Below are 9,493 nucleotides of genomic sequence, written 5' to 3'. Positions count from 1 at the left end.
CATGAACGCGATGCAATTGGCGCGGGGTAGAGCAGCCCGGTAGCTCGTCAGGCTCATAACCTGAAGGTCGTAGGTTCAAATCCTACCCCCGCAACCAAATCTTCCCGCGTTATCAAACGCTTATGCGCCGCCCTCCGGGGCGGCGTTTGCGTTTCCAGCCACCGTGGAAGCACTGTGGAAGCAAGAGGGGCCGAAGTCCTTCGTGCTTCCGGATGAGCTGCTGAGCTCAGCGTTCCTCGATGAAAACACTGCACTCTTTCGAGTGAGACATGAGATTGTCGATCCCCGCGGTCACGTCCCATCTCAAGTTGACTCTGGCCCCGTCGTCGACGGTCTGGATGGTTACGACGCGATCATGGAAATGACGGTCGCGTCCGGAGCGGTGATGGAGTTCGGGCGTAACCGAGACTCCGGAAGATCGCAGCTCAGCGCGCACCGCGCTCGACTGGGCTTGCGGCGTGTCCGGCTCTCCATGATCGGGATTCCACACGACCGCGAGCCGCTCTATGCCGACGCCCGCTGCGCCGACCGCAGCGACGAAGCTTGCGAGGCGACGACGGTTGTGCGGGCGGACGCCGCACCAGGGATCCTCGATTTCGAGCGCGACACGGCGTCCCGCCACACCTTGGAAAAGCGGCGTGAGTGCACGGGCAGTTCCCGGCCGGAAGCGGAAGACGCGCAAGCGCTCGGTGAGACCGGCCAACGGCCCCGGCAGCGTTCGGACGCTGTCTTGAACAGAGGCGAGCCAGCTGTCGCCTGCTGAACATGAATACAGATGGCTCACCCCCATGAGGGGGCCGGCAAGAGCAGCCGCCGCTTCCTGCTCTGCGTAGAAGGCATCCACGGAAGCCTCAGAACCGCGCCCCTTCAGAACGGACAGGCGAGGCGAATGCAACAAGGCGGACCTATCCAGCGTGCCGAAGCGAATCTGACCGGATCGCTCGTACTGTGCCAAAGCATAGGCAATCTCGCGATCAAGGCCTGTTGGTGTGCCCGCTTCGACTGCTCCCGGAGGAAGGAGGAAGAGCGCATGACGGTTCGCTGCTTCATCGAGCCAGTTTCTCAGTGCCCGGGCGCTTGTGATCGCTTCGGATCGATCTTCGGCGCCCCATAGGGTTGGCGAAGAGACGGCTACAAGCCCGGCTCCTTCCAGACGCACCCGCAGCGTAGCCGCCGCGGTCTGCGCTACGGGGACTGCCGTCTCGGGAGCATGAGAGGGGCGCCGTGTCGACTCCGCAAGCAGGCCGCGCAGCCAATTCAGCACCGGATGTCGATCAAACTGATCCCAATGAACCTGGTTGGAATAATCATTCAGGCACCGCGAACAGCTCGTCTCGCACGCTGAGCCTCGGGGGCAATCCAGGACCGCGATTGCTCGACCGAGTAGCACGCGTGCCGAGAAGCGAGAATCGTCGAGCAGTCGGCGGCAATAGCCTGCACCGCCTGGGACCGAGTCCGAGAGGATCACCAGCGGGGCGGCACCGAGCAGCTCGACGGTCGCACGCAGGTCTCTCGGATCGGTTTCAAGGATGTCGGCTGCTGCGAGCCTCAATGCCTCTGCCAACGTTCTCAGAAAGCCATCACGAGCTGCCCGCCGTTCGGTGTCGGTCGGGCGATCGGAAAAGTTGGGGACCGGTTGATCGATGCGGATGCCGCGTAGATCCGTCTCGAAAACGTGCGCCAGGTCCACTGGCCAACGAAGGGACTCGACCCGACACCGGTCGCCGGTACGGGGGTTCTCATGCACTGCCCGGATCTCGGCCCCTCCAAGAGCCTCCTGGGGTGCCGGCCGCGCATGCTCGCAGGCCGGGCACCAAAGATAGCCCGCACCCAGCGGTCCGCGGTTCAGGACGAGCATGCGTCCAGGCTGACTTCCCTCCGGAGCAATAGCCGGCGCGAAGAAATGAGTGACGCGTGCGAGGTCCGAAACCTGGAAGTCCTCAGGGCGGGCTCGCGTAAGGAGGCGAGCCTCGTCGACGGGTCGAACCCGCAAACGTGTTGCGCCGGGATCTCTGCCCTGACGGTCGGTATATGATGTCAGGAACCCGACTGGTTCAACGAAGGCACGGCGCGGGCCACTGGCCCGGGCGCCGCATTGAGGGCAGTTCTCCCCAAAGTCATCCCGGTCGTGATGTGTTTCTGCGTGCTGGCACGTTGGACAAACGCGATGGAATCCACGTTCCATCCAGGCGTCGCCGGTGCCAACTGTCGCTCTCCGTGCAATGCCAGCGGACGTCCATATTCGGCCGCCGGCCACGACTTCGGCGCCCGGCGCATATTCAGCGATCGCCATTGCTGCGTCTCGATCGAGCTGCAGCGCTCGGTCATCAGAGGCAGTGCGGGCGCCGCGCTCAGTTACTATTTCGAGATGAATTGAATGCACGGGGAAGCTGTAGGTTGGGATCACAGCTGCACGCGACAGAGCCTCGACGAGGAAACGATCAAGATATCGACGCATGTCGCCCAAGCGGCCGTTCATTCGACCGGCAGCGCGGCTGCGCGCCTGCTCATTTGCATCCGGATCATCGAGCGCGGCCCGTGCCGTTTCGTAGGCTTCATTCAACTCACGCCAGCGAGCGGACGTAGCCCTGATCCAGCGCGTGATCTCTGCGCGCGCGTGTTCAGTCAGTTCCCCCGCGGCGAGGCCCACATGATCGAGCCTTGCCGGGAGTGTGGATGCCATTCCTTCGGCGACTGCGCGTGCGGCGACTCCTGCGTCCGCGGCGAACCATGTCGCAAGGTCGGCCAACAGAGCGGCCTCCGCCGACACGTCCAAGCGTTCGCCTAGCACATCGCGCAGACGCGGGGCGCCCGTACGCTCATGGCCTGCAAGGCGACGATCCAGCCAGCCTGCAAGAAGGCATGAGACTTGATGCCGCCGGAAAAAACTGGGGTTGTCCAACGTCAGGTAGGGAGCTGGCGGCAATGCCTCGAGGTAGCCGCGCAGATCGTTGAACTGTGCCTGATCGTACCTGCCGGACCTCGCCATCATCAACGCAACGGGAGCGGCCTGCGCGCGGCGACCAGCGCGGCCCGCGCGCTGTTGATAATTCGCGATGCCGGGTGGAACATTTCGGCAGAAAACCGCTTCCAGCTCACCCAGATCGACGCCCATTTCCATCGTCGTTGTGCAACTGAGCAGATTTACTTCGCCCTGCCGGAATCGCTCTTCGATCTCGGAGCGCTCCGTGGTCGAAATTGCTGCAGTGTGCTCCCGCGCGATCCCGCTGAGTGGCTGTCCTTCATAGCGAACAAGGTAGTGGTTGCGCCGACGCATCTCTGCCCGCTCCTCGGCAGATATGGGAACTGTGCGCCCAGTGCAGCGCCACGCCGTGCAGGCGCCGCCAAGATCGATCTGGCTGGACGCGCCGCAGCTTTCGCAGCGGCGCAGTTCTCCTTCCGCGGTCGCTGCGAATCTCATGGCGGCCAAGTTCAAGACATGACCATGCCCCCCGGCTAGCAAGAGGCGGTGCCTAGGGCGCGTCGCCTCCTCCCAGAAAGCAGAGAGAAGGTCTCTTGCTTGATCTTCCGGAATTCCGAGCTGATCGACGAGCACCCAAAGCGGTCGATTGGGACGTCCCGGCTCTGAGAGCAGCGTTCGCAGTCGGCGACTTTGGTGTGTTCGTGTCAGTGACCACGATATGTCGGCGCTTGCCAGCCCTTCTCCCCAAACCGACTCGTCCGTGAGGTCGATATTCTCTAACGTGTTGATTGCTCTCGTTTGCCGGATGAGATCGAGGAGAAAACGGACAAGAGCCGACACCATACCTCGATACTCGGGCTGGACCCGTTCTGCCAGTCGCTGCGCGATCCTCGCGCTGCCCTCGTAATGGACAGTGATCAGGCCGAGCGATTCAAGCGATAGCCGGAGAGGGCCACCGCAGAGCTCGGCCGCGATCAGGGCCATCAGGCGGTCTTTCGCGGCACTGCTGCTCAACGGTTCCGGATTGCGGCGGTCATAGAGCTTGAAGCCGGATCGCCGTAGCGACGTCCAAACACCATCCCGCAACCCCATGAGGTCCAGCGCTTCGTTGGACTCTCTGCGCAGCGCTTGGACCATAGCTGCGCGAAGCGCCTGATCCCGAGCGGTACGCTCGAAGAATGGGGCGAAAAACGCCGCGTCCTGCCGGTTGTCGGCAAAGACGAGAAGATTCCGACCCTGCATCGGTGCTTCGGATGACCGCGCCTGCGGCGGCGGCAGAGCCTCGAGCAGCGCCTGGGCCGTTACCGACGCGAGCGCATCGTCGCCAGGATGGATCGGGGTAACTGGCTCGGCGAAGCGTCCGCCGGTGGCTCCGCAGGAGAGGCATTTTCGGACATAGCTGCGACGCTCCTCGGCAGCGTCTCGCATCGGCGCTTCGGCAAGGGAGAGGACGCCTTCCTCGGGGCCGTCGGCCAACTCGCCAGTGTCGGCGAAGAACTCGAAAGGGGGTTCGTCCTCGGATCCCTCGTCTTGCTCGTCAGAGTCAACTTCTGTCGCGGCCTCTCCCGCTCTGATCAACCTTAGAACCCGGCGCCTTGATCCAGGACTGATTTCGGGGCGCGGATGGAGCATAGTTCCATCATCCCATCCCTCGACATAGGGTTCGCCGCAGTTGCGGCAAACGAGAAGGGGATAGGCCGGGGCCTCAGCTATATGCATGCCATTGCGAGAAAGCCGGAAGTCCGACCAATTCTCGGCGTCGCTCGCAGACAGCCTCAGGGCCACACCCTCGACACCCGAGGCGGCGAGATGAAAACGTGCTGGAAGAAGTGGAAACGCGCCTGGTACGGAAGGGCGAGCCAGAACACCAAGCGAGATCAGAGCCGTCAGAGCTGTCTGCGCCGTCTCTCCAGATTCCAATGGAAATACTCGCGCTGCCAGATCGGCGAAGGGTAGAGCTCGCTCCTTGAGCGCACTGGCCACCGCACGAACCTCTGCAATGCCGGCGAGCCGTGCAATGAGCCCTTCGCCGAATGGATGTATTGGGTTCAGGACCAGCGCATCGAGGTCGGCCTCCCGCATCGCCTCGTTCCAGTCCTCGGTCAGATACTCGGCATTGTCAGCCGCGAGGCATCCTTGCTCTCGCAACTCCGAGAGTACCCGTCCTGCTTCGACCCAGGCGGACGCGGACAGAGCTTCTGGTTCGGCACCGTCGACCAATGCTGGATGGAGGCGTCTTTCGGCGGTGATTACCGAACCGTCACCGCTCGGGAAGGGCTCCCCGAACAGGTCCTCCGCGAATCGCGCGAGTTCTTCTCGCCTCGCTGGGTCAAGGCTCGCGGACGTCCCCACACACCGAATCTGCCCTTGGGGTATGCCGAGACGCGCTTTCAGCTTTCGCAGGAGGAAAGCGACTTCGATTGCTTGGGCGCCGGTATAGGTATGGACTTCGTCGAGCACGAGCCAACGGACGTCCGCCCCGGCCAGCAATGCGCGGTTACGCGGCAAGAGCAGGATGTGCTCGAGCATGGCGTAGTTTGTCACGAGAATGTGCGGTGGGTTCGCCAACATTTCGCCCCTGGCTAGAAGCCAGTTCCGGTGAGCATGGCGCGCGTCGGGGAAATCGGCCTGAAAAGTGGGCGTGGCGGTCAGTCGAACTTCCTCGTCCGATCTTGTCGCATCTGAGCGCACCTGCCCGGTGAAGCGCCCGAGTGTGATGCCGGGATCACCGAGATCCCGAAACAAGAGCCGGGCGATACGGTGCATCTGGTCGTTTGCGAGGGCGTTGAGCGGATAGACGAGGATCGTCCGAACGCCTGGCCGCTCCAGTTCCCCTTGACGCAAAAGATCATCGATCAGGGGGAATAGAAAGGATTCCGTTTTGCCGGAGCCGGTGCCTGTGGCGACGAGATAGTTTTCGTCGCGCCCGATGGCTGCAGACTGGTGCAGGTGAAGCCGCCTGCGCCACAGTGATCGCCCCTCTTCGCTTTCGGAAAGCGCTGACCAAGCACCGTGCAATGCACCGTTAGCAACGAGTTCCTCGATGCTTCCGCCCTTCTCGAAGTCTGGCAAACTTTCGACGAACGGGCCGCGCACCAATGCCGAGCGCGCGCATGCGTCAGCGACGGCTCGTGAAAGTCGCGGCGCCCGCGCAGAAGAGACAGCGGCGGCTGTTGAGATGTAGCGCGCCAGCGTCGCGCCGAGGTCGTCCCTGAAACGGATTGGGTCGAGTTCGGTCATGGGCGTTCCTTGGCGATTTGCCAGAGCAATAGATGGAAGGCGAAAAGCTCTGGAGCGAGGCGCAACATAAAGGCGATGCTGGTCAGAGCTTGCGTTGGCGACATTTCCGCCCGCGTGGAAAGGCCTTCAACGTACTCGGACACCTCATTCAGGCGGCTCGCCCGGGCAAAGCCGGAAAGGAGCGCCGAGCCCCATAAATCGACCTGAGCCGGCTCCTCCGACTCCTGGCTGCGATGCGGAGCAGGTGGGCGAAGCTTCTCTGGCGCCAAGATCCAGGCTGCGTGCATCAAGCGCTGCAAGGATGCCTGCCGCCGGCTGTTCGGCCCTTCTTCGGCAGTGTCCTCGACGAATAGACCAGCGGCGTCGAGCCGCTCGACAAGGCGCAGATGTGCTGCACGCCAATGGTCGGGCCCGAGCAATGGCGTACCACGCCAGAACCATCCCGCTGATGGATCGCCGTCGACCAGCGGCAGGTTTCTGAATAAGCGTGCTGGGTCGAATCCCTCCAATCGCGCTCCCTTGTCGCGCGCTGTCTGCAGATTCCGGAACGCGAGGTAGACCGTGGGATGAAGATGAGACAGCTCGCGAAGGCGCGCCGTGTCGAGTGTGGCGAGCGCTGCCATTTCGGCGACGCCGGGATCTATGGACGCCGCCAGTGAGGCAAATGCCTGAGGCGCTGCAGCGTATAGATCCGGAGCGAACCGCAAGGGGTGAAGGATTGGTACCCAGCCGGGGGCCGCGTGGTCGGGAGGCGGCAAGCAGGCCGCTCTCATCACCGCTCCGTCGCCGCCGTGAAGTTCTCGCAGCCGATGGCCGAGTTCCTGCCAGCGCGGCACCAATGTGCGCTCCAGCGTTGGCCAGCACTCTGCTGCATAGCAATCCGACAGCCATCGACTGAGGGCCTCGAACCGACGTTGAAGCTCTCCGTGCTGCACGAAGTCGTCCGCCGCCGGGTTGGCAACAGCGATTGCGAAACAGTCGCCTCGCGAATTGCGCAGCGGTCGCCAGCCATCGCGTCCTTCGGGGCGGATCAGGAGCCGGGCCAAGCGGGGGCCGTCATCGAACCAATCGGCGTCAAGTGTCAGTTCGAGGCCGTGCGCGTCGTTGTCGCTCACCTCGGCATGGAACCATTCTGGCCGTCGGGTGGCCACCGGCCGATGCCGCAGCGCGGCTTCGGCGAGAACTACCGTTCCGGTTTCATCCTCAACCTCGACGGCTACTGCGTCCACCGGCTCTCCGAATTTTAGCTGCAGCCGGATCGCGCTACGAGCGGGAAGAAGGTTAACCCCCTGGGGGGCAAGTGCTGCAACCAGTTCGAACAACAGGACTTCCGAACCGTTTCCACGCCGCAGTAGCACTCGTTCATCGGACGCAGGTGTCAGTAGATCACGAACAGCTAGACTACGGGTCAGCCCACCATAGAACGGCCGCTCTTCCCGCCTTCCGCGGATGACCAGTTGCGCCTTCTGATCAGGGCACCGGATGCTGATCGTATCGAAGCGATCATCTTCACCAACCGAGAGCCGCGTGCCAATCGGGAGTGGGGCAAGGCTGCCTTCTGCACGGCGCCTGGTTACGGAAACATCGGGCCAAGGCAGATCGAATGGAACATGAACGCCTTCGATTTCGAATACGGCCCGTGCAACGCTGTATCCGCCGCCGGGATCAAGGCAAAGACGCCCTTGGTCGTCACGGCCGACATGGAGGCATTCGTCCTGTACGAGGTTACGGACCGGGCGGTCGCTATGGAACACAATCCCGTCAGAGTCCCGAAATCCGGGCCATACCCAGGCGGCAAGTCCGATCCCGGAGCCATGAACAGTGGCACCATCAGCGCTAGGTGCCATCAGTTCCATCCGAAGACGCACCGGGTCTGCTGCCTCAGTCTCTGCGAAGCCCGCTAGGACCTCTTCCATCCCGACATCGCCAAAACCGTCATCTGAGATCAGTACCTCGATAAGCCGCGACTGCATGCCGAGCGCGACCCGTACCGCACGGGTCTCGGAGCGTCCCAATCCAGTTTCGACCCGAAGGCGTGCAGACTGCCCGTGAAGCACGCCCCGTGGACCGCTCGCGATTTCGGCGCCCGCCAGGGAAAGGCGTCTTCGTGGACGGGCCCTGAGGCCCATTTGAACACCGTCGAGGTTGAGCGCCACAGGGCGGGGCCCAAGCATCGTAAAGCCAACATAACTATCGGTTTCTGGTTCAAGAGCGGGTTCGCCTGCTACGGAGAACGGCGCACGTGCCAGGATCGCTATGTCCGTTGAGTCCAGTTCGATCTCTACCGCCCCTCGCGGGATCTCGCGCAGATAGTGGCCGGTGATCCTGTCGAACGCGGCACATCCTCCGTGCGCGACGAGTTCGAGCTGGCCGCTCTGGCCAGAAATTTCCCAACGTATCTCGCGCGGCCAGGGCTGCGGAAGTGTCCAGTCTTCGCCACCACGCAAACGCAGCGGTCGTTGCGCCCCATCGAGCCACAGGCGAATACGTCCCTCGCTTCGAGGCAGTCGCAAGACAAGCCCCCCAGACTGCCAATGGAGCCGGGGCCGTGGTGCAAGTGCCTCGCTTCCTCCTCGACTTGATGTCGGCCGCGTTTCCTTCAGCCTCTGGTCAAAGACTTCCTTGAAACACCTCTCGAACTCGATCGCAGGGACGAAGGCCTCTGGATCTTGGCGTATCCGTGCAAACAGGGCGGCATGCCAGGCAGTCTCGTCCCAGAGGATCGCACGGCGAGGCACGATGACCGCGGGTGGAAGGAAATACAGGGCATCGTCCTCCCAGCGGTTGAGTAGCACGGTCGTTTCGACAGGCGGCGGACCAAATGCTGCTTCCTGTCTCAGAAACGCGTCGATCAAATGGGGAAGCTGCGCTTGGCTTACTCCGGCATGAAGAAGGTAGACGTCGACATCGCGATCGAACCCTCGAGTAGGCAACCCGAACCGGTCGCAGACGCCACAGAATGAGCTGAACAGCACTTTGCGATGCTGCTGGTTATCAAGCGGAACGCGAAGAGTATCGGCAATATGCGGGTACACCGCATGGCCGGTGTCTCCATATCCTTCGCTAAGAGAGTGAGTGACGAGCCATGCTGCGAGGCTTGGAAACTGGCGGAACAACACTTTCAGCCTGTCCGGCCGGCCGTCCAGAAACTGTCGCGTGCGCTCAATGGCTCGCACTCGCGCGGCTTCGTCCAGGGGGATAAGGCCAATGAAGGGCGGCGCCCCTGCTTCTTGGCGGCGTCTGTTGATCAAGAAGTCTGCGGTCCTGCAACCCAAAGCACACCCTTCCGTCTACAGTGCCCGCTGGCCGCGAGTCCGCTTCGCTGTTGAT

The 9,493-nt window shown here is 62.7% G+C and carries 2 protein-coding genes and 1 tRNA gene; 1 reads left to right on the top strand and 2 read right to left on the bottom strand.

The features are described 5' to 3' along the window. The first annotated feature begins 20 nt into the window (after window positions 1–20). A tRNA-Met gene (locus tag L1965_RS15060) sits at window positions 21–97 on the top strand. 129 nt (window positions 98–226) lie between these two features. Here the strand turns inward: L1965_RS15060 and L1965_RS15055 are convergent. Continuing rightward, the gene (locus L1965_RS15055; RefSeq protein WP_235757259.1) at window positions 227–6,163 is read right to left on the bottom strand and encodes a DEAD/DEAH box helicase; all 5,937 of its coding nucleotides are present in this window, start codon (window positions 6,161–6,163) and stop codon (window positions 227–229) included. After that, window positions 6,160–9,414, bottom strand: coding sequence for a hypothetical protein (locus L1965_RS15050; protein ID WP_235757258.1), 3,255 nt, complete (start codon window positions 9,412–9,414; stop codon window positions 6,160–6,162). The genes L1965_RS15055 and L1965_RS15050 overlap by 4 nt, the downstream gene beginning before the upstream one ends. Window positions 9,415–9,493 lie beyond the last annotated feature (79 nt).

Source organism: Paracoccus salsus (genome assembly GCF_021556615.1).
Lineage (GTDB): Bacteria > Pseudomonadota > Alphaproteobacteria > Rhodobacterales > Rhodobacteraceae > Paracoccus > Paracoccus salsus.
Note: the sequence above shows the minus strand (reverse complement) of the source record. Positions and strands in the feature narration are given on the sequence as shown.

What these genes read in the sequence shown, in the direction of transcription:
- L1965_RS15055 (WP_235757259.1), bottom strand. Translation starts at nt 6,163, where the DNA reads ATGACCGAACTCGACCCAATCCGTTTCAGGGACGACCTCGGCGCGACG.